General features: G+C 68.1%; 19 protein-coding genes and 1 pseudogene. 9 read left to right on the top strand and 11 right to left on the bottom strand.

The features are described from left to right. Nucleotides 1-15: 15 nt before the first annotated feature. From PSm6_RS28775 to PSm6_RS28785, 3 genes are all read right to left on the bottom strand, one after another. The gene (locus tag PSm6_RS28775; RefSeq protein ID WP_265169022.1) at nucleotides 16-618 is read right to left on the bottom strand and encodes a flavin reductase family protein; all 603 of its coding nucleotides are present in this window, start codon (nucleotides 616-618) and stop codon (nucleotides 16-18) included. A gap of 82 nt (nucleotides 619-700) precedes the next feature. Then, nucleotides 701-1,342, bottom strand: coding sequence for a DUF1109 domain-containing protein (locus PSm6_RS28780; RefSeq protein WP_265169023.1), 642 nt, complete (start codon nucleotides 1,340-1,342; stop codon nucleotides 701-703). Next, entirely contained in the window at nucleotides 1,339-1,905 is a 567-nt protein-coding gene (locus PSm6_RS28785; RefSeq protein ID WP_031287212.1) for a sigma-70 family RNA polymerase sigma factor, read from the bottom strand. The genes PSm6_RS28780 and PSm6_RS28785 overlap by 4 nt, the downstream gene beginning before the upstream one ends. 202 nt (nucleotides 1,906-2,107) lie before the next feature. Here PSm6_RS28785 and PSm6_RS28790 point away from each other — a divergent pair, with 202 nt between their 5' ends. The 4 genes from PSm6_RS28790 to PSm6_RS28805 all read left to right on the top strand — a co-directional run bounded on the left by PSm6_RS28790 (nucleotide 2,108) and on the right by PSm6_RS28805 (nucleotide 4,496). After that, a complete protein-coding gene (locus PSm6_RS28790) occupies nucleotides 2,108-2,380 on the top strand; it encodes a BufA1 family periplasmic bufferin-type metallophore (RefSeq protein WP_021217973.1) in 273 nt (90 codons plus the stop codon). 16 nt (nucleotides 2,381-2,396) lie between these two features. Beyond that, nucleotides 2,397-3,236, top strand: a complete 840-nt coding sequence (gene bufB, locus PSm6_RS28795; protein ID WP_265169024.1) for an MNIO family bufferin maturase — start codon at nucleotides 2,397-2,399, stop codon at nucleotides 3,234-3,236. Next, nucleotides 3,233-4,018: an HvfC/BufC N-terminal domain-containing protein gene (locus PSm6_RS28800; RefSeq protein ID WP_265169025.1), complete on the top strand. Its 786-nt coding sequence runs from the start codon at nucleotides 3,233-3,235 to the stop codon at nucleotides 4,016-4,018. Before bufB ends, PSm6_RS28800 begins: the two co-directional genes overlap by 4 nt. Nucleotides 4,019-4,085: 67 nt before the next feature. Beyond that, nucleotides 4,086-4,496 (top strand): DoxX family protein, encoded by a 411-nt coding sequence (locus PSm6_RS28805; RefSeq protein ID WP_265170588.1) that lies wholly within the window; start codon nucleotides 4,086-4,088, stop codon nucleotides 4,494-4,496. Nucleotides 4,497-4,508: 12 nt separating this feature from the next. On the opposite strand, the gene PSm6_RS28810 is transcribed toward PSm6_RS28805, so the two are convergent. Together PSm6_RS28810 and PSm6_RS28815 are read right to left on the bottom strand one after the other, a co-directional pair. Beyond that, nucleotides 4,509-5,105 (bottom strand): chalcone isomerase family protein, encoded by a 597-nt coding sequence (locus PSm6_RS28810; RefSeq protein WP_265169026.1) that lies wholly within the window; start codon nucleotides 5,103-5,105, stop codon nucleotides 4,509-4,511. Between the two features lie 84 nt (nucleotides 5,106-5,189). Then, nucleotides 5,190-6,086 carry an alpha/beta fold hydrolase gene (locus PSm6_RS28815; RefSeq protein ID WP_265169027.1) on the bottom strand — a complete coding sequence of 299 codons (897 nt, stop codon included), beginning with the start codon at nucleotides 6,084-6,086 and terminating at the stop codon, nucleotides 5,190-5,192. Nucleotides 6,087-6,209: 123 nt separating this feature from the next. Between PSm6_RS28815 and PSm6_RS28820 the strand changes: the two genes are divergently transcribed. Continuing rightward, nucleotides 6,210-6,971 (top strand): DUF2092 domain-containing protein, encoded by a 762-nt coding sequence (locus tag PSm6_RS28820; RefSeq protein WP_265169029.1) that lies wholly within the window; start codon nucleotides 6,210-6,212, stop codon nucleotides 6,969-6,971. 8 nt (nucleotides 6,972-6,979) lie between these two features. Here PSm6_RS28820 and PSm6_RS28825 read toward each other — a convergent pair whose 3' ends face one another. Beyond that, nucleotides 6,980-7,198: an AbrB/MazE/SpoVT family DNA-binding domain-containing protein gene (locus PSm6_RS28825; RefSeq protein WP_043244796.1), complete on the bottom strand. Its 219-nt coding sequence runs from the start codon at nucleotides 7,196-7,198 to the stop codon at nucleotides 6,980-6,982. Nucleotides 7,199-7,336: 138 nt separating this feature from the next. Here PSm6_RS28825 and PSm6_RS28830 point away from each other — a divergent pair, with 138 nt between their 5' ends. The 3 genes from PSm6_RS28830 to PSm6_RS28840 are packed head-to-tail and all read left to right on the top strand — an operon-like array spanning nucleotide 7,337 to nucleotide 8,741. Then, the gene (locus PSm6_RS28830; RefSeq protein WP_043244795.1) at nucleotides 7,337-7,951 is read left to right on the top strand and encodes a hypothetical protein; all 615 of its coding nucleotides are present in this window, start codon (nucleotides 7,337-7,339) and stop codon (nucleotides 7,949-7,951) included. A 31-nt stretch (nucleotides 7,952-7,982) separates the two neighbouring features. Continuing rightward, a complete protein-coding gene (locus tag PSm6_RS28835) occupies nucleotides 7,983-8,363 on the top strand; it encodes a hypothetical protein (protein ID WP_043244794.1) in 381 nt (126 codons plus the stop codon). 33 nt (nucleotides 8,364-8,396) lie between these two features. Further along, nucleotides 8,397-8,741: a hypothetical protein gene (locus PSm6_RS28840; protein ID WP_043244793.1), complete on the top strand. Its 345-nt coding sequence runs from the start codon at nucleotides 8,397-8,399 to the stop codon at nucleotides 8,739-8,741. A gap of 36 nt (nucleotides 8,742-8,777) precedes the next feature. On the opposite strand, the gene PSm6_RS28845 is transcribed toward PSm6_RS28840, so the two are convergent. The 4 genes and pseudogenes from PSm6_RS28845 to PSm6_RS28860 form a co-directional block, all read right to left on the bottom strand. Next, a complete protein-coding gene (locus tag PSm6_RS28845) occupies nucleotides 8,778-9,164 on the bottom strand; it encodes a hypothetical protein (protein ID WP_265169031.1) in 387 nt (128 codons plus the stop codon). 90 nt (nucleotides 9,165-9,254) lie between these two features. Continuing rightward, nucleotides 9,255-9,686, bottom strand: coding sequence for a hypothetical protein (locus tag PSm6_RS28850; protein WP_265169032.1), 432 nt, complete (start codon nucleotides 9,684-9,686; stop codon nucleotides 9,255-9,257). A 10-nt stretch (nucleotides 9,687-9,696) separates the two neighbouring features. Next, nucleotides 9,697-10,611, bottom strand: a complete 915-nt coding sequence (locus PSm6_RS28855) for an alpha/beta hydrolase family protein (RefSeq protein WP_043244790.1) — start codon at nucleotides 10,609-10,611, stop codon at nucleotides 9,697-9,699. A gap of 86 nt (nucleotides 10,612-10,697) precedes the next feature. Next, nucleotides 10,698-11,494: pseudogene (locus tag PSm6_RS28860) on the bottom strand (crotonase/enoyl-CoA hydratase family protein). Between the two features lie 164 nt (nucleotides 11,495-11,658). Here PSm6_RS28860 and PSm6_RS28865 point away from each other — a divergent pair. Then, entirely contained in the window at nucleotides 11,659-12,225 is a 567-nt protein-coding gene (locus tag PSm6_RS28865) for a TetR/AcrR family transcriptional regulator (RefSeq protein ID WP_265169033.1), read from the top strand. Between the two features lie 10 nt (nucleotides 12,226-12,235). On the opposite strand, the gene PSm6_RS28870 is transcribed toward PSm6_RS28865, so the two are convergent. Continuing rightward, nucleotides 12,236-13,150, bottom strand: a complete 915-nt coding sequence (locus PSm6_RS28870; protein ID WP_031287214.1) for a LysR family transcriptional regulator — start codon at nucleotides 13,148-13,150, stop codon at nucleotides 12,236-12,238. Nucleotides 13,151-13,263 lie beyond the last annotated feature (113 nt).

A 13,263-nucleotide genomic window follows, 5' to 3' on the forward strand; every position in this document is an offset into this window, starting at 1 on the left:
CCTAACGGGAAGCCCTCACCCCTTGAGCGGCAACTCCTTCCCGCCAACGCCCTCGCCTATCACCAGGTAATGCCCGCCCGCCACATGGTGCAGGGTGCGCAGGTCGTCATGCCCCTCGAAGTTCCAGCGGCCCTCGCTGAACACCCGTGCATCAGCCCAGGCGGCCACCACTTCGCCTAGGAACAGGTCGTAGCGCTCCTGGATGTGCGGCTCGGGCAGCAGGCGGCATTCCAGCCAGGCCACACAGCCCTCCACCAGCGGTGCCTCGACCTGCTCGCCGGAAAAGGTGGCGATGCCATAGGCGTCGAACTTGTCGTGCCCCGCCTCGTCCAGGGTCTGCCCGGAGCTGGAGCCGACCGTCTGCACCAGGTCGACCTGGTGACGCGCCGGCACGTTGAGCACGAAGCTGCCGGAGGCTTCCAGCAGGCGGCGGGTCCAGGTGGATTTGTCGAGCACCACCGAGACCTTGAGCGGCTCGAAATCCAGGGCCATGGCCCAGGCCGCCGCCATGACATTGCGCTTGCCGCCATGGGCCGCGCTGACCAGCACGGTGGGGCCGTGGTTGATCAGGCGATAGGCCTTGGCCAGGGGAACGGGGCGGCGGTGATCGGCGGACATGGCAAGGCTCCGGAAGGCTGCGAAACGGGACGGCGCAGCCTGCACCAGCGCGGCGCTTCAGGGCAAGCCCGGCGAGGCCGGATCACCAACGCAGCCAGCGGGGCCCCAGCAGCCAGCCGGCGAAGGTCGGCAGCGCCATGCCGAGCACGTACCAGACACCCCAGAACGGCACCGCCATCTCCGGGCAGTGCAGGCAATAGACCAGGGTCGCCAACGCCCCCGCGAGCAGGCCGCCAGCCGCCCCGGCCAGGCGCAACCGGGTGGGTGCCAGGCCACGGATGGCCCAGAGCACCGCGATGAACGCCGGCACCGAGAGCAAGGCGATGTTCAACGGACAGGTGCGCCAGGTAGTGCCCAGCACCTGCGCCAACCGGTCCCCGGCGGGCAGTGCCGCCAACAGCACCAGGCTCGCACCCCAAACCAGCGCCACGGGCACGCCGATGGCCGCCCAGCGCGCGCCCACCGCCACGCCCGGCCTCGCCAGCCGGCCGCTGGCCCAGAGTGCCCCCAGCACCAGGGCCGCCGGCAACGCCACCTTGGCCCAGAACAGCGGAGTGGCGGCCACCTCGGCCAGGTCCTTGCGCACGCCGAACAGGCAGGCCATCAGCAGCAATGCGCCCAGCAGGCCGCAGAACAGCGCCAGGGCGAAACGCCGCGCCGAAGGCGCCCGTGGCGGGGCCGGGTTGCCGGCAGCGAGCATGGAAATCAGGTCATCGGTCTTCATCGCTTACCTCGAATCATGTCCGCCAGGGCCTTGAGCCCGCGGTGTATGCCGACCTTGACGGCAGAGCTGGAAAGCCCGGTGAGCTGCGCGGTTTCCTCCACCGAGAGGCCCTCCAGCTTCACGTGGATGATCGGCAGCCGCTGCTTGTCGGGCAGTTGCTCGAGCAGGCGGCCCAGATCACGGCTGGCCTCGCCTGGCTGCGCGTCGGCCTCATCGAACAGGTCGTCCTCGTCCAGCGGGTCGTGCAGCGCCTCGCGCCGACCCCGAGCGCGGAAATAGTCGGCCAGCTTGTAGCGCGCGATGGCCTGCACCCAGGCCGTCACCGGCTGGTCGGCGCGGTAGGTGTGGCGAGCGTTGTGCACGGCCAGCAACACCTCCTGCACCAGGTCCTCGCAATCACTCGGCTGCTGCAGGCGACGCATCAGGAAGGCCCGCAGATGGGCGCCGAGCCGGCCGAGGAACTCCCGGTACGCGGCCGCCTCACCCGCCAGCCCCTTGAGCAGCAGGGCCTGCAATCCGGCTTCCCGTGCTTCGAGCGCCTCTTGGTCACTAGTTCGCTTCATCGACCGCCCTGGTTACACACCGGATGAAATTTTCCCGCCACCGGCACCTGCCGGGGTTCGGGCGACACACGTTAGGGCGCGGCGAAAAAAATCTCAAAAAATTTTCAGTGGGCTGTAACCGAATGCCCGGTGCCGGCGAATTACCCATCGAGCCACCGGTGAAAGGCCGGTCGCCACCCTCAACGGACATTGGAGATACGACATGAACAACATCGCTCTCACCGCCGCTGCCCTGGCCCTCGCCACCCTCGCCGGCGGTGCCGTCGCCGCCGACGCCAAGCCCGGCGCCATGGAGAAGTGCTACGGCGTGGCCATGGCCGGGCAGAACGATTGCAAGGCCGGCGCCGGCACCAGCTGCGCGGGCACCTCGAAAAAGGACTACCAGGGCGACGCCTGGAAGAACGTCCCGGCCGGCACCTGCACCTCGATCAAGACGCCCAACGGCATGGGCTCGCTGACCCCGATCAAGTCCTGATCGCCGGCCGTCGACCATGGAACGCCATGCGCCGCTGGGCGCCGGACTGGGCCTCAAGCCCGAGCACTACGAACAGGCTCACGCCTGCACGGCGCCGGGGCTGTGGTTCGAGGTGCACCCGGAGAACTACATGGTCGACGGCGGCCCGCGCCTGGACTGGCTGCAAGCCATAGGCGCGCGCCACCCGCTGTCGCTGCACGGGGTTTCGCTGTCCCTGGCAGCGGACTGCCCGCCCGACCCGGACCACCTGAGGCGCCTGCGCGCCCTGGCCGGTCGGGTACAGCCGGCCCTGGTCTCCGAGCACCTCGCCTGGTCCACCTGGCGCGGCGTCTACAACCCGGACCTGCTGCCCTTCCCCCGCACCGAGGCGGCACTGGCGCGCATCACCAACAACATCGCCCGCACCCAGGACGCCCTGGGGCGGCGCATCGCCATCGAAAACCCCAGCCACTACCTGCGCATGAACGGCCACGAACGCCAGGAGATCGACTTCCTCGCCGAACTGAGCCGGCGCAGCGGTTGCGGATTGCTGCTGGACCTGAACAACGTGCAGGTCAGCGCGCACAATCTGGACTTCGACCCGGGCGCCTACGTGGACGCCTTCCCCGCCGAGGCCATCCTTGAACTGCACCTCGCCGGGCACAGCCGCGACGAAGGCGGCAGCGGGCTGCTGGTGGACTCCCACGACGCCCCCATCGACGCCGCGGTCTGGGCACTGTATCGGCGCCTGATCGCCCGCATCGGCCCGCGCCCGACCCTGATCGAACGCGACGACCGCATCCCCCCCTTCACCGAATTGCTGGCCGAGCGCGACACCGCCCAGGCCGTGCTGGACGGCCTGGAGCCACGGCCATGAGCCTCGCCCTCGGCGCCTTCCAGGACGCCTTCATCGACGCCGCCCGTGGCAACCCCGGGGCACCGGACAGCGCAGAGCGGCGGCTGGTGGCCGAGCTCGCCGGCCAGGCCGGTTTCGACCTCTACCGCAACACGCTGATGAAGGGCTGCGTGGATGCGCTGCGGGCCAACTTCCCGGCAGTGGAGCGCCTGGTGGGCGCCGACTGGTTCGGCGCGGCGGCGGCGTTGCATGTGCGCCAGTCGCCCCCGGCCTCGGTGCAGTTGCTCGACTACGGCCTTGGCTTCGCTGACTTCCTCGATGCCTTCGAGCCGGCCCGCGATCTGCCCTACCTGGGCGCGGTGGCGCGGCTGGACCGGCTCTGGGTCGAGGTGTTCGCCGCAGCGGAGCGGCCGTCTCTCGCGCTCGGCGCCATCGCCGACCTCGGCCCCGAGGCGCTGGGCGCCCTGTGCCTGCGCCCACGACCGGCACTGCGCTGGCTCTGGTGCGCCGACATGCCGGCCTACAGCATCTGGCGCCACCAGCGCGAGGAGCGGCCCCTGCCCGACAGCCTGGAATGGCACGGCGAAGGCGCCCTGCTCGGCCGCAGCGGCGGCCAGGTGACCTGGCAGCCCCTGGGCCCGGGCGGCTGCGCCTTCCTCGACGCCTGCGCCCGGGGCCTGACACTGGACGAGGCCAGCGGCCTGGCCCTGGCCGCCGACCCCACACTCGATTTCATCGACCTGCTCGGCCGCCTGCTGGCGGCCGGCGCCTTCACTCCCCTGCTCGCCTCGCGCGACACCTGACCGGAGCACCGCCCATGGATACCCCGCATGCCCAGCCGATCTCGGCCGGCCCCATCGCCCCCGCAGCCTGGCCGCGCGGCTGCACGCCCTGCTCCCCGACGCGTTGCTGTTGCTGGTGGCGCGCCTGGGCATCGCCGGGGTGTTCTTCCTCTCCGGGCGCACCAAGGTGGAGGGTGTGCTGACCATCACCGACAGCACCTACGAGCTGTTCCGCAGCGAGTACGCCCTGCCCCTGCTGCCGCCAGAGCTGGCCGCGCACCTGGCCACCTATGCCGAACACCTGTTCCCGCTGCTGCTGGTGCTGGGCCTGTGCACCCGCCTCTCGGCCCTGGCGCTGCTGGGCATGACGCTGGTGATCCAGGTATTCGTCTACCCCGACGCCTGGTCCACCCACCTCAGCTGGGCCGGGCTCCTGCTGCTGCTCGTCGGGCGCGGTGCGGGCGCCTGGTCGCTGGACTGCAGGCTGGGCCTGCGCTAAGGCAGGCGGCCGCTAGGGCTGCACGGGGCAGCAGCCGGTGACCACCGCCGTGCCCGGCTCGAAGGGCGAGCGCAGGCCGCCGAGCAGTTGCAGGCGCAGTTCGGGGTCCTGGGTGCGTGGGTCCAGCCAGATGCCGAAGAAGGTCCGTGCGAACAGCGGGTCGCGCACCTCATAGGGCGCGCGCCCTTCCACGTACAGGCGCCCGCCGACGCCGGGCAGGTAGACGCCGGTGATGCGCTGGCCGGGTTCGACATCGACGAAGGCGCGCTCCATCTCCGCCTGCCAGGCACCCAGCCGGGCCGCATCCACCGCCTCGCCGCCGAGGCGCTGCAGGTCGTCGAGGCTGGCTTCCACCAGGGTGTCGCGGCTGATGGTGCGCTGGTAGACCAGCTCCAGGGCGAAGGGCCGGTCCTCCCCCAGCACCGCGCCGGGGGCCCACAGCCTGGCGTCGTAGATATGGAAGCCGTAGGCGCTGAACTCGCCGCTGCCCACCACCTGCGCATCCGGCACAGCCTCGCGCCAACCGTCGGCCAGTGCCTGTTGCAGGCCCAGCAGGCCGATGAAGGTGGCGACCAGCAGGTGGTACGGCGAAAGGGGATTCTGGCTCACGGGATGACGCCTCCTGGGAATGGATGCGGGCAGTGTGCTGCCGCCAGATTGCAATATTCCGTACGGGCCCTTCGCTTCGTCGGCTCAGCGCTGCAGCAGCTCCAGCACGGCAGCTACCGTGTCCTCCGGTGCTTCCTGGGGGATGTTGTGGCCGACACCGGGCAACAGGCGCCGGCGGTACGGGCCGCTGAAGTGCACGGCGTCGTCGTCCTCCTCCGGCGGTGGGCCGACGCCATCGTCCAGGCCGCTGAGGGAGATGCTTGGCACGCCGATGACCGGTTGCGCCGCCAGCTGCCGCTCGATGGCCTCCAGCGCCGGGTCGCCCGGTGCGTAGCCGTAGCGATGGCGGTAGGAATGGATCACCACCTCGACGAAGTCCGGGTTGTCGAAGGCCTCGGCGCTGGCGGCATAGGTGGCCTCATCGAAGCGCCAGGTTGGTGACCACAGCTGCCAGAGCAGGCGACACAACGCCCGCCGGTTCGCATCCAGCCCCAGGTGCCCGCGCGGCGTGTGGAAATAGAACTGGTACCAATAGCGGAACTCCTGCTCGGGCGCGGCCGGCGTGCCCGAGACAGCGATGTTCTGGATGTTGTAGCCATCCCCCGTCACCAGTGCCCGCACCCGCTCCGGCCACAGCGCCGCGACGATGCAGGCGGCGCGCCCGCCCCAGTCGTAACCCACCAGGGTCGCCCGGGGGATCGCCAGCGCATCCATGAAGTCCAGCAGGTCCTGGCCCAGGGCCGCCTGCTGGCCGGAACGCGGGGTGTCCCCGGCCAGGAAGCGCGTGGAGCCATAGCCACGCAGGTGCGGCACCAGCACCCGCAGCCCCTGGGCGACCAGAGCCGGTGCCACGGCGTCGTAAGCGCGCGGCGAATAGGGGAAGCCGTGGAGCAGGATCACCACCTCATCCCCCGCGCCATGCTCCTCATAGGCCAGCGCCAGGCTGGGTGTGCGGACCTTGTGGATCTCCCTTGCGGTCATGCCGTGCTCCTTCATCGATGATCGGGACAGCTTAGCCAGCCGCCGCCGAACCGCCGGCCGGAACCAACTCCGCGGCCCTGGAACCTAACGACCATCGACAGCCTCGCATCGAGGTCACCCGCCATGCCCGCCTCTCTCCAGCGCCCCTTGCTCGTCCTCGCCCTCGTCACCTGCACCGCCCTGGCCGCCGAGGAAGACGCCCCCGACCCAGGCGCCCTCGCCGCCCTGGTGAAGATGGGCGAACACCTGCGCGGCCTGCAGCAGTACGCCGTAGACGCCGAAAGCGACAGCGACCAGTTGCTGGAAAACGGCCAGGCGCTGGTGGTGCATGCCCGCACTCAACTGCTGATGAGCGCGCCGGACAAGCTGCGCGTGCAGGTGACGAGTACCGACTACCAGCGCAGCCTGTTCTACGACGGCCAGCAGTTCACCCTCTACGACAGCCGCCAGGGCTACTTCGGCCGGGAGGTGGCGCCCACCAGCCAGGAGGAACTGCTGGCCCTGCTTGGCGAGCGCTACGGCATCCAGCTGCCGCTGGCCGATCTCATCCACTGGGGGCCAGACACCGCCCAGCGGGTCGGCATCGGCAGCGCCCTGCACGTCGGCACCGAGCAGGTCGGCGACCAGAGCTGCGAGCACTACGCCTACCGCCAGCCGGGCCTGGATTGGCAACTGTGGCTACGCCAGGGCGACGAGCCCCTGCCCTGCAAGAGGGTGCTGACCCGCCTCGACCAACCCGAACGCCCCCGCCACAGCGTGACCTACCAGTGGGACACCCTGCCCATGGTCGGCCCCACCGACTTCGTCTTCACCCCGCCCGAAGGGGCGAAGGCGGTGCCGTTGCTGGAGTTGCAGTCGGGGGTGGGTGGAGAACGCAAGCCCTGAGCGACCTGTCACTCGTTGCGTTTGAAACGGAAATCGGCCGGTAGCCGGCCACGGAAGGTACGCAACCGTTCCAGCCGCTGCGCGACGCCAGGCTTCTTGTGAATGGCGAAAGTACGATCGCCCTCGATCAGGATTTCGATATCGTCGCCATCTTTGAGCCCCAGCGCCTCGATCACGCTGGCCGGAATACGCACTGCCAGACCGTCACCCCACTTCTCCACCTGCATGTTTGAACCTCCTACTGCTAATACTAGGGCGCGTATACCAGTGGAGGCGTACCCATAACGCCGTGGACAGCCCACCGGAGAGGCGCTAATTTCTGCCGCCTCGGCGCCCCTGATGGCCGCCACGACAAGGAACGTCCCATGAAGTACCTGCTCACCCTGCTGCTGGCCATCACCCTCGCGGGCTGCCAGAACAGCCAGTTCCAGCCCCAGGACATCCCCGCCGCCGGCCCCTACCGGCATGACGATACCGGCATCGTCTTCCCGACCACCGCTGGCATCTTCCTCCGCACCCAGATCATGCGCTTCGACGAGCGGGCCCGGCACATCATGGTCGGCTACAACTCCGAGCTGATCGCCCAGCCCGTCGTCTTCACCGCCTATGTCTACCCGGTACCGCAGGTCAGCTCGATCGGCTCGCCGGCGGATGTCATCGCAGCGGCCCGCCACCAACTGGTGCTCAACCACCAGCAACAGCAGAAGCAGGAAATCCTCGCCTTCCACAAGACCGGCACGCTGGTCGGCGAGCAGCCGGCAACCCTGGACTACCGGGGCCAGGCCATCACCGGCCTGCGCGCGGACTTCGAATTCGTCGAGCCCTTCGCCGGCGAAGTGCAACCGATCCGCTCCTCGCTCTACCTGTTCGAGCTGGGCGACAGCCTGCTCAAGTTCCGCGTCTCCGCGCCCGCATCGGTGGACAGCGAAGCGGCGGTCAAGGCGATGATCGAGGGGATTGCCGGTTCGGCGGGCCGGTAGTCGCCGTTCATCACTTGGAGAAGGCACGCTCATGCAGATGACTTCCGAGCTGCACAAAAAGGCATTGAGTGCGCGAATGGGCACGGTATGCAGCGCTCTCTCGGAACTCATACGGCTGCGCCAGTTCGTACTGAGCCAGCAGGACCTCACCCTGCTTGAGTCCAGAGGCGACCCGTTCATTGACGGTTGGGTCTTTGCCTATCGCTACTACAGCGCACCGTCCGAGCATCACGAGATGCTGCGTCTTGGATTGGCCAGCAGCAATGCACGGGTGCGCGAGCAGGCATGCGACATCGTCGGCGATAACGCCATCCATGAATTCAGACCAGAGCTTGAAGCGCTGAGCCACGACGGTGAGGCGTTCGTTGCGGAAGCTGCCAGCTATTGCCTCGTCCAGCTGCACATGGCCTAGCCAATCCACCCGACCACAGGGACGACACACAAGATGACATGGGAGCCCATATCACTGACTGCGCTCACCGGCCTGATTGCCGAAGCCGAGGCTCGGATGACACCGAAACAGTTGGGGCTTTGGAGCGCGATCAAGATCACGCCCGTCCGGTGGGATGAAGAAACCCAGGGCCCTTTCTGGATAGTCGCGCTGAATAGTAATCAGGTGCTCTGGTACAACGACATCGAGGAAGGCTTCAACCTCTCGACCTACCGCGAGCAAGGCACCATCGAACAGTACTTCTGCAACCAGGACCCGCTCGAATGGACGGTGCAGAGTTTGCTGGAACCAGAAAAGCCCCGGCTGACCCTGCTGCCACCCCGTCCATTATCAAGCTGAAACCTCGCTACGTTGGGCTTCGTACCTCAGCCCAACCTACGGGGTCACTTCGCCAACGGAGCGGGCTATCACAAAACCATAGAAGCCGATTGCGGAGACGATGGACCACGCCCGGTAACCCTCCGCCTGCAGGTGGGCAGCAGTGCGTTGGCAATCACCCTTCCAGCCCCGAACGCCGTACCAGCGATCCCACTCGGGCAGTCGATCAGCGAACTCTTCCAGCAGGTCGGTGAGCTCGACTTCATCCAGATGCGTGATGATCGCGCCCTGGATGTGCACGAAGTGGTAGAGCGAAACGTCGGAGAAGCGGATGAAGGAGTCTTCGATTGACGCCCCTTCATAGTCCCAGGACAGATGCAGGGTGACGGTCTGACCGTACTCCTCTACCGAGTAAGCCTTCAGGTGATAGTCGTGATAACGCATGGGCGTTCCGTAGCCTTATGGATGCGCGCGCATTGTGCATATCGCCGCGCATTATGTCCGCCTTGTAGCCCGGGCTTCAGCCCGGGAGCCTCAACGCATCAGCGCCAGGTAGACGCCGCAGGCCAGGGCCAGCAGCCCGGCGGGGATGGCCAGCAGGGAGATGCGGTCGATCTGCCGGGAGAGGCGGATCACACCGCCGAGGTCATCGGCTTCGGCGGCGCTGCGGCGGCGCAGCACGGGGATCAGGCAGAGGGCGTTGCCGGCCACGGCCACCAGGCCCGCGACCACTTTCAAGGCATAGAGGCCGTCGAAGCGCGCCGGCTCGATCAGCAGCAGCCCGGTGACCAGCGCCAGGCTGAAGGCCGGCATCTCGAAGAACAGGTCGATGCGCCGGTGCATCCGCGCCACGTTGAAGCCCTGGGCACGGCTGGTGGCGCGCCCCTGCTCCAGCAGGAATTCGACCGCGACGACGCCGAGCCAGAAGGCCACGGCGAACAGGTGGAGCTGCAGCAGCAGGGGCATGGCCATATCCTCAGCAGGGAGTGGGTTCGGGGTGCCTGGCACGGCGTTGCGGCGCGTGGGCCAGCAGCCATTTCAGGATGTCGTCCCAAAGCGGTTCGGAGCCTGCGCGGAAGTAGCCCATATGGCCGATGGGCTCGCCGCCCTGCGGGGGATGCAGGTCGCGCCGGGTCAGCGGGGCGTTGCTGTAGCCCTTGACGAAGGCGTCCCGCGAGCGCGGCGGTGCCCAGGGATCGTCCACCGAGGTGGCGAACACGCAGGGCGTGCGGACACTGGCGTAGAGCCCGGCGACATGGGCCATGCCGGGGTCGTCGAAGTAGTAGTGCGGGTGGCGGCACCAGCGCTTCCAGTCGCGGTACACACCCAGTGGCAGGTCGTCGCCCATGCCCAGCAGGCTCCAGGCCATGTAGCCCTTCCAGGCGACGATGGGCGGCAGCACCAGGCTCCACAGCAGGCGGGTCTTCAGGGCCTCGTCGCGGGGCATCCAGCCACTCCAGCCGGCGCCACTGCCGAGGCTGTAGCACGCGGCGAGGCGATCATGGTTGGGCAGCAGGCCGATGGCGTGCCCGCCGAAGGAATGCCCCACCCAGTACAGCGGCAGCGCGTCGGCGCCGAGCAGGTCCACGGCGGCAGCCAGGTCCTGGTAGGCCCAGTCGAGGTAGGCCATGTGGAAGCCCTTGAGCGTCGCCGGGGCGGATTCGCCGACGCCGCGGTAATCCAGGGTCAGTACGTTGAGCCCCTGCCACGCCGCATGCTCGGCGAAGCGTCGGTAGAAGCGCTGCTGCACACCCGTGGCGCCGGCCAGGAGCAGGTTGCCCCGGGCCTCGCCCGCTGCGTGGTAGCGGGTGGCGACCAGGGGGTAGCCGTCGCGTGCGGGCAGGCTGACTTTCTCCACGCGGATGCCCTGTTCGGGAAGGTGCTTGGTCATCGTCTCGTTCATGTTCCAGCTATTCATCTATCCAGCTATCCAGGTCGGGCCGGCGCCCGGGTGGCCGCCGACCGTTTAACCATGCTTCAGCGGCCTTTGAAGACCGGTTCGCGCTTCTGCATCATCGCCATCACTCCTTCGCGCAAGTCTTCGCTGCGGATCAGGCCGAACAGCAGTTCGTTGAGCTGCGAGAGTGCCGCGTCAGCGCCTTCGTCCCGCGCCTGGAAGGCGGACTGCAGCGTGGCGCGGATGGCCAGGGGCGCGGCCTTGGCGATGCGCTCGGCATATTCGATGGCCCGCGCCAGCGCCTGGCCCGGCTCGACCACCTCGGTGAGCAGGCGCATGCGCAGCGCCTCGGCGGCGTCGAAGGTTTCGCCGGTGAGCATGTAGCGCATGGCGTCGGTCCAGCCGGCGGCCTGGGTGAAGCGCACGGTGGAGCCGCCGGACGGCGGGATGCCGCGCAGCACCTCCAGATGGGCGAAACGGGCGTCGCGGGCGGCGATGGCGATATCGGCGTTGAGCACCAGCTCGATGCCCGCCGTCCAGCAGGTGCCTTCCACCGCGACCACCACCGGCTTGGTGCGGCGCGGCTTGGACACGCCCCAGGGGTCGATGCCCTCGCTGGGGTACTGGAAGCCGCCGGAGGCGAGCTTGGGCGTCAGCTCCAGCAGGTCCAGGCCGGCGGTGAAGTGCTCGCCATGGGCGAAGAGCACGGCGCAGCGCATGGCCTCGTCACGCTCGTATTCGCCGATGGCGAGGGACAGGTCGGCAAGCATGGCGCTGTCGAAGGCATTGCGCTTGCCGGCCCGGTCCAGGCCGATCAGAAACAACTGGTCCCGCCGTTCCCGCGTGACGCGTCCCGCCCGCTGTTGGCTTCGCTCATGAATAGTCTCCTGGGTGTCGATGGCTGTCTGGCGAAGGCTTCGCCAGTTACTTACCGTTTGTTCGGCCAGAAGAAACTAAACAAACATTCGGTAACCGTCAAATTGAGGTGGCGAGGCTTATGCCCTAGAATCAGCGGCCTTGATCGAGAGCAGGAAATCCACCGTGCGACCGCCAAAAATCTCCCGCGACGAACTCCTCCAGCACTGCGCCAACACCTTCAAGCGGCTGGGCTACCACGGCACCACCATGGATGCGCTGGCGACGGCGTGCGGGCTGACCAAGGCCTCGTTCTACCACCACTACCCGAACAAGGAGTCGCTGCTGCGCGACGTGCTGGCCTGGACCCACGAGCGCATCGGCAAGGCGCTGTTCGCCATCGCCTTCGATGAAGAACTGGCGCCCCACGAGCGCCTGGCGAAGATCGGCCACAAGGCCGGCAAGCTGTTCCAGGACGATGCCATCGGCTGCCTGATGGCGGTGGTCGCGGTGGATGCGACCTACGGCAAGAGCGAGTTGATGGAGCCGATCCGCAGCTTCCTCGACGACTGGGCCGCCGCCTTCGCCAACCTCTATCGAGCGGACTTCGGCGAGGCGCAGGCCGGCGAGCTGGGCCGCCAACTGGTGGCCGATTACGAAGGCGCCATCCTCCTCGCGCGTATCTACAACGCCCCCGCCTATATCGACGCCGTCACCCGCCGCGCACTGCAACAGCTTCAGGCGCAGGGCTGACCCGCACGCATCAGAGCGTGGTCGCCCTGCCCTGGCGGTCCAGCTCGAACACCTTGGTGCCCATCAACCGCTCGCGCAGCCAGCGTTGCGCCTGGCCACGGCCATGGCGGCGCTGCCAGAGCAGGTCGACCCCCACCAGCCAATCGGTGTGTGGGTAGGCGGCGAGCTGCAGCTCCACCAGTTCGCCGGCGGCCAGCTCGCGCTGCACCAGTTGGCGCGGCAGGGTCGCCCAGCCGAGGCCGGCCCGCACCATCTCCACCAGCGCCATGTAGCTCTCCGCTTGCCACAGGCGCGTGGCGCGCAGGTATTCGCTGCTGGGCAGCTTGCTGGCGTGGGCGCTGAAGGCCAGCCGGCGATGGGTGTGCAGGTCGTCGAAGCTGACCTCCTCGCGCTGTGCCAGCGGGTGCCGGGGGTGGGTGACGTGGACCATGATCAGCTTGCCCAGTTGCTGGAATTCCAGCTCGCGCGGGTATTCCGGCTGGGAGAAGGCGATGCCCAGCTCCACCTCGCCGCGCTGCAGCATGCCGGCGACATCACCGTGGTGCGGGTGGCGGATGATCAGGTCGACATGGGGAAAGGCCTGCTCGAAGTCCCGCAGCACCGGCATCACCGTCGCGTAGGGCACCTCGATGGCCAGGGTCAGGCTGGGCTCGGTCTCCTCCGCCAGGCTGTCGGCATGCCCCTGCAAGGCCAGGCAACGCGCCAGCACCGCCTCGGCCTCCAGCTGCAGCTTGTGGCCACCGGCGGTGAGGGTGGGGATGCGCGTGGAGCGGTCGAACAGCTCTACGCCCAGGTCGGTCTCCAGGTTGGCGATGGCCGCGCTGACGGTGGACTGGGTGCGCCCCAGGCGCCGGGCAGCGGCGGAGAAGGAACCGGCCTGCACCACGGCGACGAACACCTGGAGCTGATCAAGGGAAAAACGCATCGCCGTACCCACCGCAACCATCGGAATAAGCGATGGTTATTCATTTGTTCCATCGCCTTCAAGCCCCTGAAGATGCCCGCAAGCCAGCACTGCCTCCTCGAAACGCTGGGCAA

The sequence above is a fragment of the Pseudomonas solani genome (assembly GCF_026072635.1).
Classification (GTDB): Bacteria; Pseudomonadota; Gammaproteobacteria; order Pseudomonadales; family Pseudomonadaceae; genus Metapseudomonas; species Metapseudomonas solani.

What these genes read in the sequence shown, in the direction of transcription:
- PSm6_RS28775 (WP_265169022.1), bottom strand. Translation starts at nt 618, where the DNA reads ATGTCCGCCGATCACCGCCGCCCCGTTCCCCTGGCCAAGGCCTATCGC.
- PSm6_RS28780 (WP_265169023.1), bottom strand. Translation starts at nt 1,342, where the DNA reads ATGAAGACCGATGACCTGATTTCCATGCTCGCTGCCGGCAACCCGGCC.
- PSm6_RS28785 (WP_031287212.1), bottom strand. Translation starts at nt 1,905, where the DNA reads ATGAAGCGAACTAGTGACCAAGAGGCGCTCGAAGCACGGGAAGCCGGA.
- PSm6_RS28790 (WP_021217973.1), top strand. Translation starts at nt 2,108, where the DNA reads ATGAACAACATCGCTCTCACCGCCGCTGCCCTGGCCCTCGCCACCCTC.
- bufB (WP_265169024.1), top strand. Translation starts at nt 2,397, where the DNA reads ATGGAACGCCATGCGCCGCTGGGCGCCGGACTGGGCCTCAAGCCCGAG.
- PSm6_RS28800 (WP_265169025.1), top strand. Translation starts at nt 3,233, where the DNA reads ATGAGCCTCGCCCTCGGCGCCTTCCAGGACGCCTTCATCGACGCCGCC.
- PSm6_RS28815 (WP_265169027.1), bottom strand. Translation starts at nt 6,086, where the DNA reads ATGACCGCAAGGGAGATCCACAAGGTCCGCACACCCAGCCTGGCGCTG.
- PSm6_RS28820 (WP_265169029.1), top strand. Translation starts at nt 6,210, where the DNA reads ATGCCCGCCTCTCTCCAGCGCCCCTTGCTCGTCCTCGCCCTCGTCACC.
- PSm6_RS28825 (WP_043244796.1), bottom strand. Translation starts at nt 7,198, where the DNA reads ATGCAGGTGGAGAAGTGGGGTGACGGTCTGGCAGTGCGTATTCCGGCC.
- PSm6_RS28830 (WP_043244795.1), top strand. Translation starts at nt 7,337, where the DNA reads ATGAAGTACCTGCTCACCCTGCTGCTGGCCATCACCCTCGCGGGCTGC.
- PSm6_RS28835 (WP_043244794.1), top strand. Translation starts at nt 7,983, where the DNA reads ATGCAGATGACTTCCGAGCTGCACAAAAAGGCATTGAGTGCGCGAATG.
- PSm6_RS28840 (WP_043244793.1), top strand. Translation starts at nt 8,397, where the DNA reads ATGACATGGGAGCCCATATCACTGACTGCGCTCACCGGCCTGATTGCC.
- PSm6_RS28845 (WP_265169031.1), bottom strand. Translation starts at nt 9,164, where the DNA reads ATGCGTTATCACGACTATCACCTGAAGGCTTACTCGGTAGAGGAGTAC.
- PSm6_RS28850 (WP_265169032.1), bottom strand. Translation starts at nt 9,686, where the DNA reads ATGCCCCTGCTGCTGCAGCTCCACCTGTTCGCCGTGGCCTTCTGGCTC.
- PSm6_RS28855 (WP_043244790.1), bottom strand. Translation starts at nt 10,611, where the DNA reads ATGACCAAGCACCTTCCCGAACAGGGCATCCGCGTGGAGAAAGTCAGC.
- PSm6_RS28870 (WP_031287214.1), bottom strand. Translation starts at nt 13,150, where the DNA reads ATGCGTTTTTCCCTTGATCAGCTCCAGGTGTTCGTCGCCGTGGTGCAG.